Source organism: Daejeonella sp. AP26 (assembly GCF_056680515.1).
Genome location: NZ_CM155286.1, coordinates 541,081 through 564,419 on the forward strand (window position 1 = coordinate 541,081; position 23,339 = coordinate 564,419).

Annotated in this window: 20 protein-coding genes and 1 tRNA gene; 7 read left to right on the forward strand and 14 right to left on the reverse strand. The window is 45.3% G+C overall.

Features of this window, described 5'->3' with window-relative positions; translation table 11 throughout:
• Positions 1-7 precede the first annotated feature (7 nt).
• A complete protein-coding gene (locus tag AC1MCB_RS02285) occupies positions 8-2,290 on the forward strand; it encodes a GH92 family glycosyl hydrolase (RefSeq protein ID WP_479967130.1) in 2,283 nt (760 codons plus the stop codon).
• A 7-nt stretch (positions 2,291-2,297) separates the two neighbouring features.
• Positions 2,298-4,724: a glycoside hydrolase family 3 N-terminal domain-containing protein gene (locus AC1MCB_RS02290; protein WP_479967131.1), complete on the forward strand. Its 2,427-nt coding sequence runs from the start codon at positions 2,298-2,300 to the stop codon at positions 4,722-4,724.
• A gap of 469 nt (positions 4,725-5,193) precedes the next feature.
• Here AC1MCB_RS02290 and AC1MCB_RS02295 read toward each other — a convergent pair whose 3' ends face one another.
• The 8 genes from AC1MCB_RS02295 to AC1MCB_RS02330 all read right to left on the reverse strand — a co-directional run bounded on the left by AC1MCB_RS02295 (position 5,194) and on the right by AC1MCB_RS02330 (position 10,818).
• Positions 5,194-5,793 (reverse strand): YdeI/OmpD-associated family protein, encoded by a 600-nt coding sequence (locus AC1MCB_RS02295; protein WP_479967132.1) that lies wholly within the window; start codon positions 5,791-5,793, stop codon positions 5,194-5,196.
• Positions 5,794-6,067: 274 nt separating this feature from the next.
• The gene (locus AC1MCB_RS02300; RefSeq protein WP_479967133.1) at positions 6,068-6,595 is read right to left on the reverse strand and encodes a GNAT family N-acetyltransferase; all 528 of its coding nucleotides are present in this window, start codon (positions 6,593-6,595) and stop codon (positions 6,068-6,070) included.
• A 312-nt stretch (positions 6,596-6,907) separates the two neighbouring features.
• Entirely contained in the window at positions 6,908-7,576 is a 669-nt protein-coding gene (locus tag AC1MCB_RS02305; RefSeq protein ID WP_479967134.1) for a hypothetical protein, read from the reverse strand.
• 157 nt (positions 7,577-7,733) lie between these two features.
• The gene (locus tag AC1MCB_RS02310) at positions 7,734-8,327 is read right to left on the reverse strand and encodes a dihydrofolate reductase family protein (RefSeq protein WP_479967135.1); all 594 of its coding nucleotides are present in this window, start codon (positions 8,325-8,327) and stop codon (positions 7,734-7,736) included.
• Positions 8,328-8,411: 84 nt separating this feature from the next.
• Entirely contained in the window at positions 8,412-8,735 is a 324-nt protein-coding gene (locus tag AC1MCB_RS02315) for a DUF202 domain-containing protein (protein WP_479967136.1), read from the reverse strand.
• Between the two features lie 13 nt (positions 8,736-8,748).
• Positions 8,749-9,201 carry a DsrE family protein gene (locus AC1MCB_RS02320; RefSeq protein WP_479967137.1) on the reverse strand — a complete coding sequence of 151 codons (453 nt, stop codon included), beginning with the start codon at positions 9,199-9,201 and terminating at the stop codon, positions 8,749-8,751.
• Positions 9,202-9,273: 72 nt separating this feature from the next.
• Positions 9,274-9,726, reverse strand: coding sequence for a rhodanese-like domain-containing protein (locus tag AC1MCB_RS02325; RefSeq protein ID WP_479967138.1), 453 nt, complete (start codon positions 9,724-9,726; stop codon positions 9,274-9,276).
• Between the two features lie 264 nt (positions 9,727-9,990).
• Positions 9,991-10,818, reverse strand: coding sequence for an NmrA family NAD(P)-binding protein (locus AC1MCB_RS02330; protein WP_479967139.1), 828 nt, complete (start codon positions 10,816-10,818; stop codon positions 9,991-9,993).
• Between the two features lie 492 nt (positions 10,819-11,310).
• Between AC1MCB_RS02330 and AC1MCB_RS02335 the strand changes: the two genes are divergently transcribed.
• The 4 genes from AC1MCB_RS02335 to AC1MCB_RS02350 all read left to right on the forward strand — a co-directional run bounded on the left by AC1MCB_RS02335 (position 11,311) and on the right by AC1MCB_RS02350 (position 15,611).
• Entirely contained in the window at positions 11,311-12,150 is an 840-nt protein-coding gene (locus tag AC1MCB_RS02335) for a 3-keto-disaccharide hydrolase (protein ID WP_479967140.1), read from the forward strand.
• Positions 12,151-12,166: 16 nt separating this feature from the next.
• Positions 12,167-13,132 carry a formylglycine-generating enzyme family protein gene (locus tag AC1MCB_RS02340; protein ID WP_479967141.1) on the forward strand — a complete coding sequence of 322 codons (966 nt, stop codon included), beginning with the start codon at positions 12,167-12,169 and terminating at the stop codon, positions 13,130-13,132.
• Between the two features lie 11 nt (positions 13,133-13,143).
• Complete coding sequence (locus tag AC1MCB_RS02345; protein WP_479967142.1) at positions 13,144-14,472, forward strand: Gfo/Idh/MocA family protein; 1,329 nt, start codon at positions 13,144-13,146, stop codon at positions 14,470-14,472.
• A gap of 143 nt (positions 14,473-14,615) precedes the next feature.
• Positions 14,616-15,611: an FAD:protein FMN transferase gene (locus AC1MCB_RS02350; protein WP_479967143.1), complete on the forward strand. Its 996-nt coding sequence runs from the start codon at positions 14,616-14,618 to the stop codon at positions 15,609-15,611.
• A 140-nt stretch (positions 15,612-15,751) separates the two neighbouring features.
• On the opposite strand, the gene AC1MCB_RS02355 is transcribed toward AC1MCB_RS02350, so the two are convergent.
• The 4 genes from AC1MCB_RS02355 to speB all read right to left on the reverse strand — a co-directional run bounded on the left by AC1MCB_RS02355 (position 15,752) and on the right by speB (position 18,951).
• Complete coding sequence (locus tag AC1MCB_RS02355; RefSeq protein ID WP_479967144.1) at positions 15,752-16,576, reverse strand: alpha/beta hydrolase; 825 nt, start codon at positions 16,574-16,576, stop codon at positions 15,752-15,754.
• A 206-nt stretch (positions 16,577-16,782) separates the two neighbouring features.
• Positions 16,783-16,854 (reverse strand) — tRNA-Arg (locus tag AC1MCB_RS02360).
• Between the two features lie 43 nt (positions 16,855-16,897).
• Positions 16,898-17,998, reverse strand: coding sequence for a redox-regulated ATPase YchF (ychF, locus tag AC1MCB_RS02365; RefSeq protein WP_479967145.1), 1,101 nt, complete (start codon positions 17,996-17,998; stop codon positions 16,898-16,900).
• A gap of 59 nt (positions 17,999-18,057) precedes the next feature.
• Positions 18,058-18,951 (reverse strand): agmatinase, encoded by an 894-nt coding sequence (gene speB, locus AC1MCB_RS02370; protein ID WP_479967146.1) that lies wholly within the window; start codon positions 18,949-18,951, stop codon positions 18,058-18,060.
• 514 nt (positions 18,952-19,465) lie between these two features.
• On the opposite strand from speB, the gene AC1MCB_RS02375 reads away from it, so the two are divergent.
• Positions 19,466-20,227, forward strand: coding sequence for a hypothetical protein (locus tag AC1MCB_RS02375; RefSeq protein ID WP_479967147.1), 762 nt, complete (start codon positions 19,466-19,468; stop codon positions 20,225-20,227).
• A gap of 294 nt (positions 20,228-20,521) precedes the next feature.
• Here the strand turns inward: AC1MCB_RS02375 and AC1MCB_RS02380 are convergent, their stop codons facing one another.
• Both AC1MCB_RS02380 and AC1MCB_RS02385 read right to left on the reverse strand, forming a co-directional pair.
• The gene (locus AC1MCB_RS02380) at positions 20,522-20,851 is read right to left on the reverse strand and encodes a DUF3276 family protein (RefSeq protein WP_479967148.1); all 330 of its coding nucleotides are present in this window, start codon (positions 20,849-20,851) and stop codon (positions 20,522-20,524) included.
• Positions 20,852-21,471: 620 nt separating this feature from the next.
• Entirely contained in the window at positions 21,472-23,256 is a 1,785-nt protein-coding gene (locus AC1MCB_RS02385) for an ABC transporter ATP-binding protein (protein ID WP_479967149.1), read from the reverse strand.
• Positions 23,257-23,339: the final 83 nt, after the last annotated feature.

Consider the following 23,339-nt stretch of genomic DNA (forward strand, 5'->3'; position numbering starts at 1 on the left):
TTAATTGATGAATAACCTTTTGAAAACCGGCTTCATCTGCGCACTGACCTTCATGGTATGCGGAATCAGCCTTGCACAAACAAAGACAACAAATACTAACAATAAGGCCAAATTGACCCAGCACGTTGATCAATATATTGGAACGGGCGGTCACGGTCACGTGTTCATGGGCGCCAACGTGCCCTTCGGAGCCGTTCAGCTCGGTCCGACCAACCTAACAGAGGGCTGGGACTGGTGTTCCGGCTATCACTATTCCGACTCTACCATCATTGGCTTTTCGCACACGCACCTTAGCGGAACAGGGATCGGTGACCTCGGCGATATCTCCCTCATGCCGGCTACCGGTGACGTAAAGATTTGGAAGGGTCTCCTCAATAAGCCAGAAACGGGATATTACTCCCTATTCTCACACGAGGAAGAGAAAGCAAGTCCGGGTTATTATTCAGTTCGCCTGAAAAGATATAACATCAAAGCCGAACTAACCGCTTCAAACCGGGTAGGCTTCCACCAGTATACTTTCCCAAAGGCAGAGGGTGCAAAGATTATTATCGACCTGCAACCTGGGATTGGATGGGATGTCCCAACAGAAACATTCATAGAGAAGCTTAACGATACCACCATTGCAGGATATCGCTATTCAAGGGGCTGGGCAACCGACCAGCGCATTTATTTTCATGCTGTTTTCTCTAAACCAATCAGAAGTTTCACGCTGCAGGACAGCTCAGCCCTTAGTCAAGGCATCGCTTTAAAGGGACGCCGGGTGAAAGGTGTGGCTAATTTCACTACGTCAGCTAATGAGGTCATCCGGGTTAAGGTAGGGATCTCCCCGTTTAGCTCAGAGAACGCAGCGATGAACATCAAAGCTGAAATACCCGGCTGGAACTTCCAGCAGGTGGTAAATCAGGCGGATGCTTCCTGGAACAAGGAATTACAAAAGGCCACGATCGAAACAGGAGATGCAAAAACTCTGCGCAAATTCTATACGGCTTTGTATCACACCATGATCGCGCCCTCCACATTCAATGATCATAACGGCGACTATCTCGGGACTGATAAGAAGGTCTACAAGAATGCAGGTTTTACCAACCTCACCACTTATTCTTTGTGGGATACATACCGCGCCGCACACCCCTTATTTACCATACTGCAGCCCGAGAAGGTCAATGATATGATCAGCTCGATGCTGGCCATCTACCAGCAGCAGGGCAAGTTACCTATCTGGCATCTGATGGGTAATGAAACCAACACCATGGTGGGCAATCCCGCCCTGATAGTTCTGGCCGACGCTTACCTGAAAGGCTTCACAGGCTTTGACAAGAACCTGGCTTTTGAAGCAATGAAGAAAAGCGCCATGCTGGATGAGCGCGGGCTTAAGCATGTTAAGAAGCTGGGTTATATCCCGGCAGACAGTACCGTTGAATCGGTAGCTATTGGACTGGAGAATGCAATAGCCGACTGGAGTGTTGGCCAGGTAGCAAAGAGGATAGGTAACCAGGATGATTATGCTTACTTCAATAAACGAGGTCAGAATTACCGGAATTATTATGATCCTAAAGCAGGTTTTGTCCGCGGTCGTCTTTCCGAAAACCAGTGGCGTACACCTTTCAATCCTTTCGAATCGGTGCACATGAAGAACGACTTTACCGAAGGGAATGCCTGGCAGTACACCTGGCTGGTTCCTCACGATGTGGAAGGACTAATCGAACAGCTGGGCGGCGAAAAGCGCTTTACCACTAAACTGGATTCCCTTTTTATAGCGGAAGGTGACCTTGGGAAAGACGCTTCACCGGACATCAGCGGACTAATCGGACAATACGCACACGGTAACGAACCAAGCCACCACATCACCTATATGTATTCATTCGTAGGTCAGCCATGGAAGACCGCAGATAAAGTACGACATATCATGGACAGCCTGTACACAGACAAGTTCGACGGCTTGAGCGGAAACGAGGATGTAGGGCAAATGTCCGCGTGGTACATTTTTTCTTCTATGGGATTCTATCCCCTTAACCCAGCCAACGGCATGTACATCTTCGGCAGCCCCGAAGTCGATAAAGCGACATTAACCGTGGCCGGTGGAAAAAAATTCATAGTCACCGTCAAGAACAACTCCGGCAAGAATAAGTATATTCAAAGGATCACCTTCAACAAGAAGCCTTATACCAAATCTTATTTTCTTCACCGGGATCTCGTAAAAGGCGGAACAATGGAAATCGTAATGGGGCCTAAGCCATCTGCTACCTGGGGAGTTAAACCGGCCGACCGTCCTTATTCTGAACTGCGATAAATAGAAAATGTCCAAAGCAATCTTCTTCACCCTTCCGGTTATTGCACTTTTTTTCTTTGCGCAGCCTGGTTTTTCACAAAAGCAAAAAACGGCCACTGCCACTAAGCAGGGCCCGGAGAAACCGGAATATAAAGATTCTAAAAGGCCAACTTCCGAGCGAATCAATGATTTGCTGAGCCGTATGACCCTGGAGGAAAAGGCAGGTCAGCTATCCACCCTTTTAGGCTGGGAGATGTACACCAAAACGGATAAGAAGGTGACCGCGAGCGATAAGTTTAAAAAAGCGATTCAGGAAGATCATATCGGTATGCTCTGGGCAACGCTCAGAGCCGACCCATGGACGCAGAAAACACTGGCTACGGGCCTAACCCCGGAACTTTCCGCGGAAGCCACCAATGCCATACAGAAATACGCTATTGAGAATAGCAGGTTAGGCATACCCATGCTTTTGTCGGAGGAATGCCCGCACGGTCACATGGCGATCGGCACCACCGTGTTTCCAACTTCCATCGGCCAGAGCAGCACCTGGAACCCCGCTTTAATCCGGGAAATGGCCGCGGTGATAGCTGCCGAAGCGCGCTCGCAGGGCGCGCATCTAGGTTACGGCCCCGTACTTGATCTCGCCCGTGAGCCACGCTGGTCAAGGCTGGAAGAAACCTACGGCGAAGACCCTGTACTGAATAGCAGGATGGGAGAGGCCATGGTTAAAGGCTTCCAGGGCAGCGATCTGAAGAGCGGCAGGAACGTCGTTTCCACCCTCAAGCATTTTACCGCCTACGGCAACCCCGAAGGCGGGCATAACGGCGGAAGCATTTCAGTCGGCAAACGCGAACTATACCAATCTTATCTGCCGCCGTTCCAGGCAGCTGTAAAAGCAGGCGCATTATCTGTAATGACTGCCTACAACTCTGTTGACGGCGTGCCCTGCACAGCCAGCCATTTCCTGTTGACTGAAGTCCTCCGGGAGCAATGGAATTTTAAAGGCTTCACGGTTTCTGATCTTGGAAGTATCTCCGGATTGGTAACCAGTCACCGGGTAGCGGCAACACCGGCAGAAGGAGCAGCCCTTGCCATCAATGCCGGACTCGATGCCGACTTGAGCGGCTACGGCTTCGGTAAAGCCCTGATCAAGGCAGTCAAGGATGGCCTGGTGAAAGGTGCCGCGCTGGACACCGCAGTTAGCCGGGTGTTAAAGATCAAGTTCGACATGGGTTTATTCGAAAATCCTTATGTGAACCCGATAGCGGCCGCTAAGCTGGTCCGTAACGTGGAGCATATCAAACTTGCGCGCAAAGTCGCACAGCAATCTATCGTCCTGCTAAAGAATGAAAAGCAGGTTCTGCCCCTCAACAAAAAGATAAAAAGCATCGCCGTTATTGGTCCGAATGCAGATAATATTTACAACCAGCTGGGCGACTATACCGCTCCGCAAAGCGACGATGCGATTGTTACGGTACTGGAAGGAATTAAGGCGAAAGTTCAAACGGGAACGAAGGTTACCTACGCCAAAGGCACAGCTATCCGTGATACCTCAACCGCTGACATCGCTGCCGCAGTTGATGCTGCACGAAACGCTGAAGTAGCAATTGTAGTACTAGGCGGCTCGAGTGCCCGCGATTTCAAAACGGAGTATCAAAGTACCGGCGCAGCCATTGTGAAGACAGGCGCTGTCTCCGACATGGAAAGCGGCGAAGGCTTTGACCGCTCCTCCCTCGACCTTTTAGGAAAGCAGCTGGAACTCTTGCAGGCAGTTGTCAAAACGGGTACGCCGGTGATCGTGGTGCTGATCAAAGGCCGGCCTTTAAATATCAACTGGGCAGCAGAAAGTGTGCCCGCAATCCTCGATGCCTGGTACCCCGGACAGGAAGGAGGGAATGCCATTGCAGATGTGCTATTCGGTGACTATAACCCTGCCGGACGTCTGCCAGTCTCAATCCCTAAATCCGTCGGCCAGCTTCCCGTCTATTACAATTTCAAAAACCCTGCACCGCACGATTATGTCGAGACCGATGCGAAGCCTTTATACAGTTTCGGCTATGGCCTTAGCTATTCCAGTTTCGAATACAGTAATCCGGTTGTTAGGGTGAAGGAAGACGTAAGCAAGATCTCGGTCAGGATAAAATTCGAACTGAGGAATACCAGTAACAAGGACGGTGAGGAGGTGGTGCAGATCTACCTCCGCGATAAAGTAAGCTCGGTTGTAATCGCTTCAAAACAGTTAAAAGATTTCCGACGGGTAGCAATCAAAGCCGGCGAGCAAAAGACGGTTGAATTCGAACTAACAGAACAGGATCTAATGCTTCTGGATAAGGACTGGAACTGGGTGATAGAGCCCGGTGAGTTTGAATTATGGATAGGAACCTCTTCTGACGATATCAGGCTTAAAGAGTCATTTTCAGTTTCCAGGTTCATGAAGGTCACTAGCCTGAGATAATTATGAACCAGTCTCCGATACAAAAAGGGAATGAGCCGATAGCGATAATAATCGTCCACGCCAGTTGATTTTTCAAATTTTAATTAGTCTTGGCTCACCGCTGTTGGGCTACTTAAACATGCTATGGTCTATGGAAAGGCGGAACATTAATTCGAACTAGCAGGTCGATGCGTAGTGAACGAGACAGTCGACACGGGAATTCGAATGGGAAACCTTTTTGGATTCTCTTCACAAGTTTTTTACGAGCTGCAGGGTTCACGCACTAAGAACGTTTTTCGAAATCAGAACTTAACATTGGAAGGTTCCCGAAGGGGAGCTCTGGCACCTGTGAGCGCATCGATCTTAGAACCTTCCTCTGTATCGCCTTCACGGACTCCCAAGGGTAGAATGGCTCCAATAGTTAGCAAATGGTCAAGATCCACTGTAGCAGGGGCGTTTGATGCTTTACTTAATGATTCGTATTTGGAGGTCAGTTTAGCTTTTTTGATGATTTCTTAATGTACTTATTGTCTTTCCATTGATTAGTCCCGGCCTCGCTGGCTGAGATAAGTTCTCCTAACCGTTTCAATCTGGTTGTTTCTTGCCGGGCACTCATCACCCAATTGGTCGAAGCTTTTCGATAGGAGGGTGCAAGTAATTGAAAATAATCCCATGCTTTCCTGTTTGCCCTAAATTGCGTTTCCAGTTCAGGGGAGAATTTCATCCCTTCCTTTTCGTACGAATAGATTCTTGACCTATTTTCCTTGCGGTTCTCGAAACTAGCAAGTCCGGCTGGCTGCATAAGTCCTTGTTCAATTAACGACTCCATTTTTTGAATGTTAACCGTACTCCAGATACTTGTCGGTTTCCTTGGTGTAAAACGAATCTGATAGCATTCGTTGTCTATTGATGTTCGAACCCCGTCTATCCAGCCAAAACAAAGTGCTTCATCAACAGACTGTGTCCAGGTTATGCTTTGTTTTCCGCTGTTAACTTTATAAAAACCTACTAACAATTCCGTTTCTTTTTGATGGTTTTCCTCCAGCCATTTTCTAAAATCAGCTGGTGTTGCAAAAAAAACAGTTGCCATAATTAAATCCTTTTGTTCATTTTAAAGTAGCGCTTGAAGATAGATTTTCTCCCCTATAGGTCACATTCTAAGATCTTTTTAATTAGCAACCTAACCTCTAACTCCGCTTATAGGGAAAATAAAGCGGATTAATAGGACTTGCCTATGTGAGCGCGCCAAGGGTAACCTAAAGGTCGGTTTAGTGGCCTACACCATCGGGGCTAAAGGGCGGTAGCAAAACGTTATAAACGGATTTCCATTGCCCTATCGGGGCAAGACATCCGCAAACTATAATTCAGCTATCCTTCAACTTGAGTTTCATCATGATATCAGTCTGTTCCTCATCGCCTAACTTAAACATGTGCTTATCAAACTCTGCGAAACCATTCTTTCTATAAAAACTGATTGCTCGTGGATTCTCTTCCCAAACCCCTAGCCAGACATAGTCAGCATCCTCCTTTCCTGCAACTTCAAGCGCCTTTTCATAAAGCAATTGCCCTACATTCTGTCCATGGTATTCCTTTAGCACATAGATGCGTTCAATCTCCAGGGCCTTCTGATCTTTCAGTTCTGTTTGGGAGTCTCCCGAGTTCAACTTCAAATACCCAATGACCTCATCGCCGAGTTGGGCAAAATAGAATTCAGAGTTTTCGTTCTTAACTTCTTCGGTCAATTTTTCTGATGTAAATGCCTGCTCCAGGTATTGCTTTATGTTATCTTCCTTATTATTAGCCGCGAAGGCCTCCAGGAAAGTTTGCTTGCTGATCCTTTGTAATTGGTCAATATCATTGACACTTACTTTCCTAACTCTGATACGACTCATAGCATGTAAAATTATTGACAATAATAAAACATGGAAGCTAATTTCTTAGTGCTATTTTATTAGCTGGCAGCTCAAACTGTAAAAATCTTTTAATTCCATCTAACGACCAATCAATCGCTTTGAAAAGCTTTCTATTTGCACGCAAAGCAAAATAAGAAATCGCAAAGCACGCAAAGCCTGCCATTTTAAATCAGTCCAAATCAAAGGTTTTAATATTAAACCTTCGCGATCTTTGCGTATTGATCTTATCGGCCTTTGCGTGAACCAATAGCCATTAATATCAGCCCGCTGTAACTATTCGAAGCATAGTTTTTACTCTTCCAGACAAGCCATACTTTCTCCCTGACTCTTATATCTCGCCAGCAACTGAAACTTTTGCAGAACAGGTTTGATTGAAGAGCAAGCTATTTCCTTATTTGCTACGCTTTGTGAGGACGTATTATTCGGATCATAAGACCGTATAGTAAGCTTCTTTTCAAGGCATTTAACGGGCTTGTTGTCGACAATGTAAACGCGGTTTTCTGTTATATTATCCTTAGTATCGCTCGTTCCTTTTCCTTCTGAGCCAAAGCTCCATGATACCTGGTTGAAATAGACGAAGAACAGCGCATCATCCATTACAAAATAGCTTTCTGTGGCTGAGAAATGACTGTATTCACTGTACGTATGCCTGATCATTCTGAGCGAATCATTTTCAAAGTAATACACTACAGTCCCCTGTTTTTCATCACGACAGTTGTATTTGAAAGACGTCGAATCCAAATCTTTATTGTCAATCTTTAAAGTCAGGTATTTATATGCTTGCTTTATATCGTCCACACTTTTCAAAACGTTTGGAACACTAGCAGAAGTGATTGTGGCTTTTCCTATCGTATCTGCCTTTGGATTCTTAGAAGCTGGCACCTCAGCCGATGGTGAATTATTAGTGTTTCTGCAGGAAACGAGTAGAAGGAGGACTATCGTGGAAATTGGAATTCGCATAGGTTGTATTTTGATTCTTATAAATCTAATACATTTATCCTGCAACCCTGCCCGTAACTTCCAGTGTTGTTGACTACTGAACTATTAGTACAATTCACTTCGAGTTGTCCTAATCTGTGAAAATCTTTAAAATCTGTGTGAAAGCGCTTTCTTTTCCTTAAAATTCAATATCACTCGTCCTTACCGCACCAGCTCGCTTGTAATAGGCAATAAAAACTCCGCCTGGCGTAACAGTGCTTTCTGTTAATTCAAAGGCTGCCGGAACCGTCCCAGCATCAAACAGCTTTTTCCCATCCCCCAGTAGAAGGGGGTAAATCTTAAGCCAGAGTTCGTCCACCAGGTCATTCTTAAGGAGCAGTTGAACGAGCTCACCACTGCCCCAAACCTGGATGTCAGAGCCTTCCGAATTCTTTAGTGATCGAATATCTCCAAGGCTTTCCAGGAACACCGAGTTTTTCCAATCGGAGTTTTCACGGGTACTTGACATGACGTACTTGGTGCCCTCATTAATGCCCGGCCAGAAGTCTGCATGCTCAGGCCAGTAGGACTCCCAGATATCAAACGTCTTCCTGCCCAAAAGGTAATCTGCAGGTTGCATTTCTTTTTTCAGCACCTTAGCAAAGACTTCGTCGCCATAAGGAGCAACCCAGCCGCCATATTCGAACCCACCCGAAGTATCTTCCGCAGGTCCACCCGGCGCTTGCATGACCCCATCTAATGTGATCATGGATAAGACGATTATTTTTCTCATGTATGGGTATGAAAAAACTGGTTACTTCTTCAATGTGCTCAGTTGATATTTTTCATTATCAAATCTCCGATAGTAAAACAACATTTACAAGCCAGTCCCTTTTCCCCAATCCAGTTTAAAATCACCGATGTGTTTTTCGTTTTCTCTAAGCCTTCTTTTTTGCTTACGAAAATTGACTAGGCCCACGATCAGGATGATCAGGGCAACTACCCAAAAAGATATTGCTATTAGTAAACCAAAGTTGACGCTGAAAAACTGGTTGATCGTCATGCCCGCAACTGCGAAATACAACGCGGTCCTTATAAAAGCTAACAGAGTAGTGTCAATAGCCATAGATGTTCGCTCAACAGCTAAGCGCTCACGGAGGATGAGGTCTTTATTGATTTTTGTTTGAGTCTGTAGGTTCATCAGGAGACGGTTGTCAGGGATGAATGATTGCCCATCCCTGCTGTTCACGAATGATCATTTCCCCAGCGCCGCTCGGCACATAAGAAATAAAGCTATAAAGGCTGTTTTTGTCAATCTTTCTCTCTCTGATGGTGTTCTCGCACTGGGCAAGAATTACACCTTTTGATCGCAAGGCTTTCAAGGTTTCCTCGTAAGGTCCATCTTTTGCAAACACTTTAACTCCATCACCGAAAACAATCAGCTCGATCTCAAGTTTGTCCTTCAGTCTCACATCAGCGAGGGAATTTTTAATATTTCTCAGAGTCCCCTGGATCTTTTTATCATCACCACTATTTAACACATAAAGTGCCTTGTAATGACTTAAAGTTGCTTCTGCACCTGTAAAGTTCACCGCTGGGTTTTGCGCTGAGGCAGTTTGAATAGTGTGGGCAAGAATTAAGGACAGGAAGAATGTAAGTAATCTCATAATCTGTAGGTTCATTTCTACGGTTAACTAAATATACAGGGATGGTTGTTCGTTCACGGTGCCGCTCTAATATTATTTCTCAAGTGGATAGCCCTTACTAATCCAATCCGTTTTTAGATTGGTTGGCAAATTCAAAAGGCGACCGTTTTTAAACCCCGCTGCCTGTAAGGTCTTAAATGCAGGCCGGATATTCGGACAGGGGCTAAACGGGCAGCAACCACAATAAATGACCACCGGTGTTGACTTAGGCAACGCAGCTAGTGCTTTTTTAAACTTGTTTAAAGTCAATGCCTCGCTTGCGGCACCCACATTCCTTGCGCCTTTAATATTGTCAACCACGCCGATATTGAAGATCACTGGTTTAGCCGAATTGGGATTGCTGATCAAAGCCGCCAAAGCTGCAGGTTCCATCAAATGAGCTTTAGTCCACGGATCTTTCAGCTTTAATGTTGATGGAAAGGGTTGGGCAACAGTATCAGCAACAGTTAAAATTACGATGATTAAGGTAGTTATTATCTTGAGCATATATGATCTTCTATTATTAATGGACGGAAAGTCAAACTTAGACAATCATATTTAAGCTGTGTGTAACTTTTGTTACGTGATTTTGATTTGCGAAATGAATTTTTCAGACTACTTCTGATCAATCTTTTAGCTCTTTTAAATAAATTAAATAAACGTCTGCTTTGAAGAACCTCCATTATTAGTCGGTTTTCGTTGATAAAGTCTTTCCTTCCTCAAAAACTCCTCTACAGAAGTCCACTCCAAATCAGCATACCTCTCATTGTCCTATTCCTGAAATCTAATCCTGCCTTCCATCATATCCCGCATATACTGCATCCCCTGCCAGGCAGGATAAAGTTCTGTTTTTGAAGGCGAAAAGAACTTGGTCATCTTGATGATGCCATTCAATAAACCAATTCCCCCCGGTCTGAATAGCTTGTACTTTTCTCCCGTCAATTTGCTGAGCAATTTGACAAAGTCTTCACAGGATAAGCGGTCGCCAGCAATCCGTAGATATCTTGGTGTTTCATCATCCATTGCAGCTTTGGCAGTGAACTCTGCAATATCATTGGTGTAGGTAAATTCGATGATCTGCTTAGGGTTTTCCCAGCAAAGGATGCGCTTTTGTTTAAACAGGATCAGGGGCATATCCGTAGTCAGCAGATCCATAAAAGCGCCGTTAAATATAGTAGTTGCCCTGATGGGTGCTTTATCAAGATACTGACGAAACTCCCTGCGCAGATCCAGGTTCCTGTTCTTTCCCTCGACCAGGTTGGTAAAGTCACTTGAGAAATCACTTGGAATAAACCGTTTAACATTAGCTTCTACAGCCGCATCCAGTAAAATCTTTTGAGCATCAATGATCGTTTCCCGTAAACCTGCCAAAGCAGAAACCACACAATCGGCACCAATCAGGTTCTTTGAAATTTCAGACCGGTTACCTGTATCCACCTGGCATACCTGGACACCTTTTTCTTCCAGCTTCCTGATTTTTTTGCTTTCTGTTTCCAGCCGAACAATGGCCTTCACAGCTGCTTCTTTAGCTAACAAGGCGTTAACGATCTTGCCGCCCAGATTGCCGGTTGCACCAACTACTACAATTGTTTTTTCCATTTCAGTTTTTTGCTCAGTCGCTGTTTGATCTTACCATCAGGCAATGAAACGGAGAGTTATGCGAAGATGACGAATTGATATCGATATTAAACTACTCTGTTCTTGTTTTTGCGCTTCACCGTTACTCCTAAACGAAACCTGATTTTGCTTTATACTAATCATATACTCACTATGTATTAACAGGATGCTTAATATATTGCTGATATAGTAAGCACATAGTAAGTATATAGTAAGCACATAGTAAGCACATAGTAAGTGTCGAATCAGTTTCGACGAAAATTCTAGGCACCTAACCGGGGGCTTAATCTGTGCAATCTGGGGTCTACCAAACCGTACAGTTAGCATGCATGGATTATCAATTATCCGCACCAATCGCGGTAACCTGTAGTATTCTAAGTCGCTTTTTAACATTCGATTTGTAACGAAAGTCACATCAATTGACACCCTAATAGATTTTATCCGTACATTCCGATCTTATTCTAACTCCAATCAATGAATAAGATATTAACCCTGCTTTTCCTTTTTGGAACTATCGGTTGCAACGCACAAAAAGAACTTCCTAAAAATGGATGGACCACGCTTTTTAACGGCAAAGACCTGAAAGATTGGAACGTGAAGATCAAAGGCCACCCTGTAAATGAGAATTTCGCCAAGACCTTCCGCGTGGAGGATGGGGTGATGAAAGTAAAGTACGATGGTTACAAAGGCTGGAACGAACAGTACGGCCATATTTTTTATAAAGAAAAGTTTTCCGCTTACCTGCTGGTAGTAGAATACCGTTTTACGGGCGAACAGATAGAAGGTGGTCCGGGTTGGGCCTGGCGGAATAGTGGCGCCATGCTGCATGGCCAGTCGGCGCAAAGCATGGGACTCGACCAGGATTTCCCGATCTCGCTGGAGGCGCAGTTTTTAGGCGGCGATGGCAAAGCAGAACGAAGCACGCTGAACCTGTGTACGCCTGGTACGAATGTGTTTATGGATGGGAAACTGTTTACCCCGCATTGCGTCGATTCATCTTCTCCAACCTTTCATGGCGACCAGTGGGTACGGGCCGAGATCCTGGTGCTGGGCGATTCGCTGATCCGGCACCGAGTGGGCGGGAAGACCGTGCTGGAATATACGAAGCCGCAGATCGGCGGTGGTAATGTCGAAAATTACGATCCAGCCGTCAAAATCGATGGCCAGCCTTTAAAAGAAGGGTACATCTCGCTGCAAAGCGAAAGCCACCCGGTGGAATTTAAGACAGTGAAGCTCTTCAACCTCCAGAAGTATATGAAGGATCCAAAAAAGCTGCAGCAAACCATTGAGCAGCTGGAACAAGCAAAAGAATAAACACGAGCATCAGAGCATGAATAAGAATAAAATCGGCGCCTGTCTACTGGCGCTCCTGCCTTTTACGACCTTCTCCCAGGATCAACCGAAATCCTACACGCAAAAGCTTCCCGGCACGACGGTCAGCTTTGAGATGGCTGCGATCCCGGAGGGCACGTTAACGATGGGCAGCCCGGAAAATGAAAAGGGCAGAGAGGCTGACGAAGGCCCGTTGCATGAAGTAAAGATCCATGCGTTTTATATGTCCAAACAGGAAATTCCGTGGGATATCTACGAGCTATACGTCTACAAAGACTATGATGTGACGATTAAATCGGCAGGGGTGGACGCCGTGACCCGGCCTACCAAACCCTACCTGGATATGACCTTCGGTATGGGCAAGGAAGGTTACCCCGCGGTGGGGATGACCCAGTACAATGCCCTGCAGTTTTGCAAATGGCTGTACGACCGCACGGGCGTGTTCTACCGTTTGCCGACGGAAGCCGAGTGGGAGTATGCCTGCCGGGCGGGTTCGAACACCGCGTATTCCTTTGGCAATGACGTCGCCCGATTAGGGGACTATGCCTGGTACGCCGGTAACAGCAAAGAAAAGACACAGTCTGCGGGAACCAGGAAACCCAATGCCTGGGGACTTCACGATATGCACGGCAATGCCGCCGAATGGACCATCGACCAGTACGATGCCGGGTTCTACAATCAAAGTAAAGGCAAGCTGGCGGATAACGCGGTGGCCCCACCCGTGAAACTCTATCCGCACAGCATCCGCGGCGGTTCGTTTCAAAGCGAGCCGGCTGAGCTGCGTTCGGCCAGCAGAGCAGCCTCCGATCCGGACTGGAAACGAATTGATCCCCAGATTCCCAAGAGTAACTGGTGGTTTCCAGAAGCTCCTTTCGTGGGGATCCGCCTGGTGCGGCCTGTGAGCCCGCCCTCCAAAGAAGAGATTGATACCTACTATAACCGTAAACCCATTGCAGATTATTAAACCCTTTTAGCATGAGCAGTAAAAACCAGAACTTACTAACCCAACGCCGGTCATTCATCAAAACCTCCGCCCTGCTGGCCGGGGGGGTGGCCCTGAGCAACTTGCCTTTCTATGGCGCTTACGCCGCAGGCAGCGGAACCATCAAGATCGCCCTGATCGGCTGCGGTGACCGCGGTACGGGTGCGGCCTTCCAGGCCCTGAGCACAAATTTCAATGTGAAACTGGTCGCCATGGCCGATGCCTTCCGCGACCGGATCGACAAGAGCTACGAGCCGATGTTCACCAAGTTCGGGAAGGCCAAAGTGCATGTACCTGAGGATAAAAAGTTCGTGGGTTTCGAGGGCTACAAGCAAGCCATCAAGGAAGCCGACGTGGTGATCCTGACCACCCCTCCGGGCTTCCGGCCGATTCACTTTGAGGAAGCCATCCGTCAGAACAAACACGTGTTCATGGAGAAGCCGGTGGCTGTGGATGCAATCGGGGTGCGTAAAGTGCTGGCTGCCGCCGAAGAAGCCAAGCGGAAGAAATTAAATGTGGTGGTGGGCTTGCAGCGCCGTTACCAGAAAAACTACCGCGAAACCATTAAGCGTATCCAGGACGGTACGGTGGGGGATATCGTTTCCGGCCAGGTGTACTGGAACAGCGGGGGCGTGTGGGTGAACCCGCGCACCGCCGGTCAAACCGAAATGGAGTACCAGATGCGCAACTGGTATTACTTCAACTGGCTGTGCGGCGATCATATTGCTGAGCAGCATATCCACAATATTGACGTGGCCAACTGGGTAAAGAACAGCTACCCGGTGAAAGCGCAGGGTACCGGCAGCCGGGCTCAACGCGTGGGGAAAGATTACGGCGAAATCTTCGATAACCATACGGTCGAGTTTGTGTACGAAGACGGTACCGTCCTCCAAAGCCAGTGTCGCCATTTTGAAGGCACGCAGAACCGGGTGGACGAAAGCTTCCAGGGCACCAAAGGGAAGGTTTACCTCTCGGCCAATAACACCGGCAAGCTCTGGGATCACAAGGGCAACGTGCTGTTCGACTATGCGGGCAAAGGGGATCCGAACCCTTACCAGGTGGAGCATGACGAGCTCTTTGCGGCCATCGATGCCGGCAAATACCAGTTTGCCGATGCGGATAACGCAGCCAAAAGCACGATGACCTCGATCCTGGGACGCTATGCCACTTACTCCGGTAAGGAAGTGAAGTGGGATGACGCCCTAAACTCCAACGTGAACCTGATGCCTGACCGATTTGCTTGGGATGCCATGCCGAAAGTACTACCGGATGCGGATGGGAATTATCCGTTCGCCATACCGGGAAAGACGAAGGTTATCTAGGAGGGAAGGTGGAAGGAGTGAGTAGCAGTAGCAGTGGCAGTCGTGTAGCGAGCCAGGCTACTGCTGCTTGATCCTGCTACTGCTACTTTCTTTTCCTGCTACTCTTTTCCTGCTACTGCTACTACTTACTGCTACTTAATAAAATGATCCGATTTCTCCTGACATTCATATTCATTCTTTGTTTTACCAGGGAAGACAAACAGATCAGGCCTTACCGGATTTCTGGTTTGGCGCAGGGTACAAGTTATCAGATCACTTATTATTCGACGGATAGCCTGGTATCGCGGAAGCAGACCGATAGTATCTTCGTAAAGATCGACAGTTCACTTTCTATCTATAAACCTTACTCGTTGATCAGTCAATTCAATAGCTCTCAATCGGGAATACGGGTTGACGCGATGTTGAAGGAAGTGCTTAAGAAGTCACTGCAGATCCACAAGAAGACAAACGGTGCCTTCGATATCACGGTCCAGCCGCTGGTGCAGGCCTGGGGTTTTGGTGCAAAACGTATTAACAGTATTCCGGATTCAGCGCAGATAAGATCATTGCTGGCTTGTGTCGGATCAGAGCATCTCCGGTTAAAGCGAGACCGTTTGATCAAGAGCAAGCCCTGCCTGGGGATAGATGTAAACGGGATTGCCCAGGGTTATAGTGTAGACCTGGTTGCCGCTTTCCTGGAGCGTAAAGGTATCAATGACTACCTCGTGGAATTGGGCGGCGAACTCAGGATAAAAGGTAAAAAGCCTTCAGGGGAAGCCATGACTGTTGGGATTGAAAGTCCGGGGGATGATACTAATCCACTGCCATTGATGCGCACCATCCGAATAGACCAGGGCGCTGTTACCACATCTGGTAACTACCGCAAGTTTTATCAAAATGGCTTAAAGAAAGTCACACATTTAATTGATCCTAAAACAGGTTATCCCATTGAAAATGAAATGATCAGCGTGACGGTGGTGGCGGAGGATGCCATTACGGCGGATGGCTATGATAACGCGCTGATGAATATGGGCCTAACGAAAGCGCTCAAATTTGTTGGAAAGCGGAAAGATCTTGAAGCTTATTTCATTTACCATAAGCCCGATGGTTCTGTTGCGGATACGGCTTCGGCGGGGTTTTATAAGTTCTTTGATAGATAGCTGGAAGTGATTTAACGGCTCTCTCGTGCAGAGGATATATATCCATTAGCGTAACTTCCATCAAACAAAGTATAGCATTACAGGGCCTTCAGCTCTGAAAAGCATCGGGATGTATAAGTCCTTCCTGCTTTTGCCCTAAGCTAAAGACTCACTTTGTCTTTAATTTTCGCCACTTCCTTTAATAAAAGAGGGAAGGCCGGCTCTGCCATCCCACCATGGTCATAGCCCTGCAGTTGTATCAATGCGATTTCTTTTTGTCCGCTTAACTTCATCATCCTGAGGAAGTAGGCATTTTCTTCATAACGACCCAGGAGTTCCAGTTCGGCATCGCCAGTGATAAGAAGTAATGGGGGAGAATCTCCTCTAACGAAGTATAATGGTGCATACTCATCAATTATAGCTTGTGTTCCTTTAATTCCTCTTTCTTCTCTTATCGTAAAATGAGTAATTGTATGACCGCTAAATGGGATCACCCCCGCAATTCTGTTGGCATCTATCTGGTGTTTATTTAGCAGTCTTTTGTCCAAAGTAACCATCATAGCTAAGTATCCTCCGGCGGAGTGCCCTGAGACAAATATCAGTTTGTCATTGCCGCCATATTTGGAAATTGTTTTAAAGGCCCAGGCAACCGCTGCTGCTGCATCATCAATATAAGTAGGAGCCTTGACTTTGGGAGAGTGCCTGTAATTAACACCGATCACAGCGTAACCCTTGTTTCTTAATGCCTGTGGTATTTCCTTAGATCCCGACGTAAGACCACCTCCATGGAACCAAACAATAGTCGCAAAATTCTTAATGTGTTTGGGGTAGTAGATGTCCAGAACACATTGCGTGGCTACATAAAGGTCTTTTCTTTGTTTGGTAGCTGCGTAATAAGGAATGTCTTTTTCAATCACATACTGTTCCTGCGCCAAAGCGGGAAGAAGGATACTTAAACATAAGAGCAACAGGAGAATCCTTTTCATAAATTAAAAAGCTAAGAGTAGAGTTACACAAACTTAAAAATTCAAATCAATTAACTGACCTGAACTGTGGTTGCTATTGCCAAACACATCCGTGGTAGTGCGTTAATTTTTAGAGGATAGGTATATGACACTTAAGGGTTTTGTAGTAACAGAAAGAGGCTGCTCTTTTACAAGAACAGCCTTTTAATTTGTCTTCAGAATTTATGTGTTCCCGACGAGATTCGAACTCATATCGCTGGTACCGGAAACCAGAATTCTATCCGTTGAACTACGGGAACATGTCGGCAAATATAGTTAAACCACCTTTAGACGGCAAGGGCTTTAAACATTAAATCTGAAGTGCATAATATCGCCGTCGGCAACTACATAGCTCTTACCTTCCACACTTAATTTACCGGCTTCTTTGCAGGCAGCTTCTGAACCAAGCGTGGTGAAGTCTTCATATTTGATCACTTCGGCGCGGATAAATCCTTTCTCGAAATCGGTATGGATAACTCCCGCCGCCTGTGGGGCTGTGAAGCCTTGTGTGATGGTCCAGGCTCTCACTTCCTGCACACCGGCAGTGAAATACGTCGCCAGTTTTAATAAGCGGTAGGCAGCCTGTATCAGCTTGGTAACGCCGGATTCTGTTAAGCCAAGATCTTCGAGAAACATCTGACGCTCTTCGTAACTATCCAGGGAAGCAATTTCAGCTTCAATCTGAGCCGAGATTACCAATACTTCTGCGTTTTCATCTTTAACAGCTTCTTTAACCTGGTCTACATATTTGTTGCCGTTGATCACTGATTTCTCGTCAACGTTGCATACATAAAGAACCGGTTTTTCAGTTAACAGGAAAAGGTCAGCAATAAATTCTTTGTCTTCTTCGGAAATAGGAGCGGTGCGCACTGACTTACCTGACTCGAGGTGAGCTTTAACGATGGTGCATACTTCAAATGCTTTCTTTGCATCCTTATCGCCACCTGTTTTTGCCATCTTCTCTACCTTCTGGATCTTCTTAACAACGGTCTCCAGATCTTTAAGCTGCAGCTCAGTATCGATGATCTCTTTATCCCGAACAGGATCAACGGAGCCATCAACGTGGATCACGTTATCGTCATCGAAACAACGCAGCACATGAATGATTGCACTTGTTGCCCTGATATTGCCAAGGAACTGATTTCCCAGGCCTTCGCCTTTGCTGGCCCCTTTAACCAAACCGGCTATGTCCACAATTTCGATAGTATTTGGCTGAACCTTGTTCGGTTTCACCAGTTCTGCGAGCTTGGTTAAACGTGGATCAGGAACTGTTATTACCCCAACGTTAGGTTCGATGGTGCAAAAAGGAAAATTTGCTGCCTGCGCCTTTGCGTTCGACAGACAGTTAAAAAGTGTTGATTTCCCTACGTTGGGTAAGCCAACTATGCCGCATTGTAATGCCATTTATGAGTATTTAGAACTTGGTAGTTAGTAGCTATTATTTAGTATTTAGTATCTAGTATTTAGAGGGATTTCGTTGGGAAGACGTAGCCAAGGATCCGGTAAGCTAGTTTAGCCAGGGTATATTCGGATAAAATGCTGCCTTCCATGGGTGCGCATTCAACAATATCAAACCCTACAACGTTTCGTTCTTTGCACACAGTGCGTAGAAGATCCAGTGTTTCGTTCCAGAACAGGCCATTTGGTTCGGCTGTACCTACTGCGGGCATGATCGATGGATCGAATCCGTCGGCATCGATTGTGATATACACGTTACCGGTCATGTTTGCCAGCAGCTCCTGAATCCAGTTTGGATTGTTTCTGATCTGGTGGGCATAGGCCGTGTGGATATTTGAAGATTGTTTTATGAGATTGGCTTCTTCAATGCATTGCGCCCTGATACCTGCCTGGCAAAGATTAATGCCCATGTCATGTACGCGGTGCATAACCGAAGCGTGCGAATAAATATTATCGTGATAGCTGTACCGGAGATCGGAGTGCGCATCGATCTGCAATACCGTCAGGTTGGGATATTTTTTCGCATGTGCCTTAACGAATCCGTACGTAACGGTGTGTTCTGCACCTAATGAAACAACAAATTTGCCGTCCTGAATTAGCTTGTCGGTAGCATCCTCGATTAAGGCGATTGCATCCGCGTCGACTTTGCCGGTGAAGTCAAGGGCTGGAAGAGTGGCGATGCCGATCTCGTTTATGGTTTCTTTATCCAGTTCCTCGTCATAGAATTCAACAAACTGCGACGCTTGGATAATTGCTTCCGGACCTTTTGCAGAGCCCATCAGGTAGGATGAAGTATACTCGTATGGAACCGGTTGAATAACAACTTTGCTGTCAGTGTAATTGTAAAGTGCTTCGTCTTCGATGCCTAAAAAGTTTTGTTCCGTCGGAAGGGAATTCATTTGCTGTTTTTTGCGGCAAAGATATAAAATATAAGGACGGTTTTAAGCTGATTGTAGGATCTGGGCTGGAAGGAATTATTCATTGCATTTTATGGGCCAGGGAACCAAATGATGCTTCCTATCGTAATAATAATATATTCCTCTCCCCAGGGAATGTGGTTTCATAGATAGATGTGTAAGGTCGGACCTTTAAAGTCCGACCCTATTTGTTTTTCATATTCATCTAATTATTTCTGTTCGGAAGTTCTTTTATTTTAAATTGATTTTTTTTACATTTATTATTGAATCAAGTTTCTTATTGTCGCGTCTAGCATATTTTTCTTCAATCCTGCTGTCGTTTTATGCCGGTAAAATTTGTAGCCGAAATAATACCCTCCTGTACTAACGTCTAATAAATAAATACAATAAGTGCAATTAGCTTGAGTGTGGCTAATACTCTTTGTTTGCAAGATCTAATTTCTGACAATTCGTATAAATTCCGCTTTTGGGTAATCGATTATTAAAGATGTTTAAAATGATCACGATGGTAAGTCCTCAGAAATATTACGTTCAGGAAATTAGTAAAAAGACTAATTACAGGGCGAACTGGCTTCCTGGCAAGCCGATGGATGTCGGTGATGTTGGAAAGATTGAAGATGGGATCTTTACGTTGTATACTACATTGGAACTACAGGGTTTACCGGTTCAAATAGAGGAATCAGTGTCGACTTTACAGTCTGATTATAGTTCTAGAGATACTGTTAGAATTACCAGCGGATCTGATTTGAATGTTTCAGGTTCTAACTTTCCACCTTCACCAGGCAAACAGCGATGCAGAATAGAGTTCCTGAAGCCAGATGGGGTGCTCTTCCAGCTATTGAACCCGAAAAGGCTATTCATTAAAAATTTGAATGAAATAGAGAATCAGATTCTGGAACTATATAAAAAAAGTGTTTGGAACCTGGGTTGGGCAATCGTGACCGAGGTGGTTCGTGCAGAATCGGCGACTATTATCTGCAATTCTGGTGGGAGTAATACCCTTGAGTTTGAATTCAACGGAACGGAAGACACTGACTTAATTAACCTTGCAGACTCCAACCTGGATTTAAATCTGATAAGCGAATCAGGTACAAGCACCAAACTAATTGCAAGGCCCGACCTTACACCTCTTTATACACTTAAAGGAATTAGTGATCCACTGTTCGGCAAAACAAAGTTCCGCGGAGCAAACGCATATAGAGCTATACAGTTTAATGCTCTTCGTGAACTTCCATTTAATCCCAGTGAGATAGAGTAGGGGTAAGCTATCAGCAATCAGCTTTCAGCTTACAGCAGTTAGAATTAGCCATGAGAAGTCAGCTATCAGCTATCAGAGTTCAGACATGGACATTTAGTATCAGAGAGTTAATAGCGGAAAACTGGTAGCTGATAGCTATAGGCTGACAGCTGACTCCTGACGGCAGAAATCTAATAGTAGCCGATAGCTATAGGCTGACAGCTGATACCTGAGGGCTGATACCTGACGGCTATACCTATAAAAAAAACCATTCCCGTTTAAGAGAATGGTTCCTGGTTAAGGTGATTGGTTGGTTTAAATATCGAATGAAAAGTCGTCGTTAGTTTTAGCAGGTTCGGTCTGATATTCAGTAAATTCATATCTCTTTTCAACAACTTCCTGGTTAGCTTTAATATAATCAATGGTTTCTTTTAAACCTTCAGCGAACTTTTCAAAATCTTCTTTATACAGGAAGATCTTGTGTTTGATAAAAACTCCGTCCTCTAAACGTTTTTTACTTTCTGTAACAGTAACATAATAATCGTTAGATCGTGTTGCTTTAACATCGAAAAAGTATGTGCGTTTTCCAGCCCTTACCTTCCTTGAAAAAACCTCTTCTCTTTCTTTGTTATCAAAATCGCCCATTGTTTAATGTTTTTTGGTTCGGGTAAATATACTTTTTAAATGTAAAGTTACAAATTGAAAATTTTTTCTGAAATAAATGAATTCAGAAAGGGTTTTTATCTTACAAGTACTAAGATCCTTGATAATTGATAAAAACAGGGATGAGTGATTTATCGTCGCTCTTTTACTGCATCATTTCACGCCTGGTTCAAACCCGTCATTTCGACGACCCTTGGAGGAGAAATCTCTCTTTCACGCTACGAATTTGCGGAGGCAGGACCGGAAATTGTAAGATCGGGTAGATGATAAACATGGACGCTAAACTTAAGGAAGAATCCACCACAGATTGCTCAGATTTACACAGATGGTTAAATCGGTGCGCTGTGAACGGAACTAGTGATTTCTTGCTCAGGTACGTCACAGCAATCTCATTGTTGCCTACCTCCGGCACACCGAATTTACCAATATGACCGTTCTACCGACATTTTGCCCAATGGGGCCGGTCAATTGGATAGATTCTGCTTGATCTAAGTATTTTATCAGTGTAATTCCGCGAGAAATAAAAGGTTTCACGCCAGACAAAGATTTGTTTTTTGCTCCTAGGCACGTGTAAGATGAAATACCCTGCAGGGAAAACCTATTTAGCTTTCCTGTTCTTCCAGTAACTGTTTTTCGTAGAGCTCGAAATAGCTGCCGCGGTTGTCCATTAAGCTGTGGTGCGTTCCCTGTTCAACGATCTCGCCGCCATCTAATACAATGATCTTATCGGCATTCTTTATAGTTGATATGCGGTGGGCAATCAGGATACTGGTTTTGCCTTCCATAACCCTGCTAAGGTTGTTTAAGATCTCTTCTTCGGTTTTGGTATCGACAGCTGAGAGGCAATCGTCGAATATCAAGATCTTAGGTTCTTTAACGATGGCCCGGGCTATAGACACCCGTTGTTTTTGCCCGCCTGAAAGGGTGATGCCGCGTTCTCCAATAAAGGTTTGGAATCCTTTTTCGAAGCCTGCGATATTCTGATAAACTGCAGCATCTTTTGCCGCCTGCTCAACCTGGCCCGGACTTGTACTGTCGAGGCCGAAAGCAATGTTGTTATAAATTGTATCAGAGAAAAGAAATACGTCCTGTGGGACAAATCCGATCTGCCTGCGCAGGTCGTTTAAATCTAACCGGTTAACCGGGGTGCCGTCAATAAGGATTTCGCCGCTGTCAATATCATACATCCGCATGAGGAGGTTGGCAATAGTTGATTTGCCGGATCCGGTGCGACCGATCACAGCGACAAATTCTCCAGGGTTAATATCGAACGAAATTTTCCTTATTGCCTTTATGCCGGTATCAGGATAGGTAAAGCTCACATTCCGGAATTCTATTTTCCCCTTTATTTCAGAGGAGGTGCCTGATGAAGTTACAATTTCCGGTTCGGTATGCAGAAACTCATTGATTCGTTTTTGAGACGCTGCAGCTCTCTGAATGAGCGATGTTACCCAGCCTAATGCAGTGACCGGAAATGTAAGCTGGTTCACATAGATGATGAACTCCGCAATGTTTCCGGCGGTAATGGTTCCTTGCATCACCTCGAGGCCACCGATATAAACTGTGATGATTGTGCTGATACCTATAAGCAACAGCATGATGGGGTAGAAAAGCGCCTGCACCTGGACAAGGGCCATAGAATTAGCTTTATAATTTTCGCTTTCTGCAGTGAATTTTTTCCGAATATCATCCTCTCTCACATAAGCCTTGATTACCCGGATCCCCGAAAAGGTTTCCTGTACAAAGCTTGACAGGGTAGACAGCTGCTGCTGGATCTTCTCGCTCCGCTTATTGATCATCGTGTTAACCAGGTAGATAGTTAAAACCAGCAGGGGTAAGGGCAGTAAACAATAAATGGCCAGTTTTAGATTTACACTGACCATTGCCCAGATAATGAGAATAAATAGAACCGCTGTATTTATGGTATACATAATGGCCGGCCCTAAATACATCCTGACACGGCTTACGTCTTCCGTTACCCTGTTCATCAGGTCGCCGGTATTGTTACGGCGATAAAACGACATCGACAGTTTTTGATAATGCTGATAGATCTCGTTCTTCAGATCATATTCAATATGCCTTGACATCAGAATTATCGTTTGACGCATAAAGAATAAAAACAAACCCCTGAAGAGGGCTAACAACAAGACGATAGATCCAAATAATAAAAGGCCGTAGTTGAAGATCTCATATACCAGCGCTTGTCTCTCAAAACCATTAAAAAGTCTGAAGATGCTGATATTCTCGCTCACAAGATCGAAAGCTACACGGATAACCCGTGCTGGCAGTACAGCAAATAAGTTCGATATAATTACGAATAGAACACCCGGCACTAATCGCCAGCGGTATTTATAGAAGAATTTATTAAGATAGGCAAGCTCTTTCATAGCCGTGAGCAAAAGTAATCAGAATAAATCATAGCGCTGTGTGGTTTTTCAGGTAGTCAGTCAAGCAAATATCTTATTGTTTC

Coding starts and splice junctions, on each gene's coding strand:
- AC1MCB_RS02285 (WP_479967130.1), top strand. CDS start 8: ATGAATAACCTTTTGAAAACCGGCTTCATCTGCGCACTGACCTTCATG.
- AC1MCB_RS02290 (WP_479967131.1), top strand. CDS start 2,298: ATGTCCAAAGCAATCTTCTTCACCCTTCCGGTTATTGCACTTTTTTTC.
- AC1MCB_RS02295 (WP_479967132.1), bottom strand. CDS start 5,793: ATGGCAACTGTTTTTTTTGCAACACCAGCTGATTTTAGAAAATGGCTG.
- AC1MCB_RS02300 (WP_479967133.1), bottom strand. CDS start 6,595: ATGAGTCGTATCAGAGTTAGGAAAGTAAGTGTCAATGATATTGACCAA.
- AC1MCB_RS02305 (WP_479967134.1), bottom strand. CDS start 7,576: ATGCGAATTCCAATTTCCACGATAGTCCTCCTTCTACTCGTTTCCTGC.
- AC1MCB_RS02310 (WP_479967135.1), bottom strand. CDS start 8,327: ATGAGAAAAATAATCGTCTTATCCATGATCACATTAGATGGGGTCATG.
- AC1MCB_RS02315 (WP_479967136.1), bottom strand. CDS start 8,735: ATGAACCTACAGACTCAAACAAAAATCAATAAAGACCTCATCCTCCGT.
- AC1MCB_RS02320 (WP_479967137.1), bottom strand. CDS start 9,201: ATGAGATTACTTACATTCTTCCTGTCCTTAATTCTTGCCCACACTATT.
- AC1MCB_RS02325 (WP_479967138.1), bottom strand. CDS start 9,726: ATGCTCAAGATAATAACTACCTTAATCATCGTAATTTTAACTGTTGCT.
- AC1MCB_RS02330 (WP_479967139.1), bottom strand. CDS start 10,818: ATGGAAAAAACAATTGTAGTAGTTGGTGCAACCGGCAATCTGGGCGGC.
- AC1MCB_RS02335 (WP_479967140.1), top strand. CDS start 11,311: ATGAATAAGATATTAACCCTGCTTTTCCTTTTTGGAACTATCGGTTGC.
- AC1MCB_RS02340 (WP_479967141.1), top strand. CDS start 12,167: ATGAATAAGAATAAAATCGGCGCCTGTCTACTGGCGCTCCTGCCTTTT.
- AC1MCB_RS02345 (WP_479967142.1), top strand. CDS start 13,144: ATGAGCAGTAAAAACCAGAACTTACTAACCCAACGCCGGTCATTCATC.
- AC1MCB_RS02350 (WP_479967143.1), top strand. CDS start 14,616: ATGATCCGATTTCTCCTGACATTCATATTCATTCTTTGTTTTACCAGG.
- AC1MCB_RS02355 (WP_479967144.1), bottom strand. CDS start 16,576: ATGAAAAGGATTCTCCTGTTGCTCTTATGTTTAAGTATCCTTCTTCCC.
- ychF (WP_479967145.1), bottom strand. CDS start 17,998: ATGGCATTACAATGCGGCATAGTTGGCTTACCCAACGTAGGGAAATCA.
- speB (WP_479967146.1), bottom strand. CDS start 18,951: ATGAATTCCCTTCCGACGGAACAAAACTTTTTAGGCATCGAAGACGAA.
- AC1MCB_RS02375 (WP_479967147.1), top strand. CDS start 19,466: ATGATCACGATGGTAAGTCCTCAGAAATATTACGTTCAGGAAATTAGT.
- AC1MCB_RS02380 (WP_479967148.1), bottom strand. CDS start 20,851: ATGGGCGATTTTGATAACAAAGAAAGAGAAGAGGTTTTTTCAAGGAAG.
- AC1MCB_RS02385 (WP_479967149.1), bottom strand. CDS start 23,256: ATGAAAGAGCTTGCCTATCTTAATAAATTCTTCTATAAATACCGCTGG.